Here is a 1592-nt window from a genome sequence, read left to right as displayed (position 1 = left end):
CCTGCCGCCGTCGCGGCTGCTGCAGGCGCGGGCCAAGCTGGCGCGGCTGCTGCACGAACGCGCTGGCGGCGAAGTGGCGCTGGTGGCCTACGCTGGCGAGCCGTACACGGTGGCGCCGCTGACCGACGATGCGGCGAACGTGGGCCTGTTCCTCGACGCGCTGTCGCCGCAGGTGATGCCGGTGGCGGGGCAGCGCACCGACCTGGCGATCGATTGGGCGGCGCAGTTGCTGCGCCAGGCCGGCTTCTCCCGCGGCGACATCCTGGTGCTCAGCGACCAGGCCGACGCGCAGGCGCAGCAGGCCGCGGCGCGCGCGGCCAGGCAGGGCTATCACGTGTCCGCGCTTGGGCTGGGCACGGCGCAGGGCGCGGCCTACCGCGACGACCAGGGTCGGCTGTCGCACGCGCAATTGGATGCGGGCGCGCTGCGCGCGCTGGCGGAAGCGGGCGCGGGCCGCTACGCGGCGTTGACGCCAGACGATACGGATCTGCGCGCGCTGGGCGTGCTGCGGCCGCAGGAAGCGGACGCCACGGCGGCCGACGAAAGCCATGGCCGCGTGTGGCTCGATCAAGGCTATTGGTTGCTGCCGCCGCTGATGCTGCTGGCCTTGCTCGCGTTCCGCCGTCGCGGTGGCGCCGCGGTGCTGCTGCTGGTGTTGGCGCCGCTGGCGATGCCGCTACCGGTGCATGCGCAGGCTCAGGCGCCAGCGCCAGCACAGACGCCGACACTCGGTCCTGTCGCAGGTGGGTGGTGGGAACGTGCCGACCAGGTCCGCCAGCAACGGCTCGATGCAGGCGTGCAGGCCTACCGCAAGGGCGATTTCGCCGCCGCGCAACAGCAGTTCGAAGGCATCGACAGCGACGCCGGCTGGTACAACCTCGGCAATGCGCTGGCACGGCAGGGCCGCTACGACGAGGCGATCGACGCCTACGACAAGGCGCTGAAACTGCATCCGCGCATGGCCGATGCGATCGCCAACCGCGCCGCGGTGGAGGCCGCGCGCAAGCGCCAGTCGTCGCAGGACTCCAAGTCCGGCCAGCAGGGCAAGGACGGCAAGCAGCAGAAGAGCGGACAGTCGCAGAACGGCCAGCAACAGAACGGTCAACAGCAAAACGGTCAACAGCAGGCGGGTCAGCAGCAGGCGGGTCAGCAGCAGAACGGCGCCCAGCAGAACCCGCAGCAGAAGAACCAGCAGCAAAACGGCCAGCAGCGCGACGGCCAGCAGGGACGCGATGGCGCCAAGGACGCGCAACAGGCGCCGCCGAAGCCGGGCGATGCACAGGCGCAACAGCAGGCCGATGCGGCGCAGCGCCAGCAGATGCGGCAGGCGATGGCACAGCAGGGCGGCACCGACAAACAGGCCGCCGAGCGCGCCGCTGCCGCCGCGAACGAGACGCCGCAGCAACGCGAGCAGCGTCAGGCGGTCGAGGCGTGGCTACGGCGGGTGCCGGACGATCCGGGCAATCTGCTGCGCGCCAAATTCAGGCTGGAACACGAACGCAGGCAGCGGGAACAAGAGCCATGATCCACTTCAAGCGACTCGGCCAGGGGGCCCGTGCCTGCGCGGTGCTGATGGTGTTGGCCGCGCTGCT

1 protein-coding gene is annotated in these 1592 nt (G+C 71.2%); it reads left to right on the top strand.

All coding sequences use genetic code 11. From position 1 onward, the window contains the following. Positions 1 to 1525 (top strand): tetratricopeptide repeat protein (locus tag D183_RS0115845; protein ID WP_017909865.1); only part of this gene is annotated, 1525 nt, incomplete at its 5' end. Positions 1526 to 1592 lie beyond the last annotated feature (67 nt).

The sequence above is a fragment of the Xanthomonas sp. SHU 199 genome, from assembly GCF_000364665.1.
Classification (GTDB): Bacteria; Pseudomonadota; Gammaproteobacteria; order Xanthomonadales; family Xanthomonadaceae; genus Xanthomonas_A; species Xanthomonas_A sontii.
The sequence above is the reverse complement of the archived record's forward strand: the minus strand, read 5'-3'. Positions and strand labels throughout refer to the sequence as shown.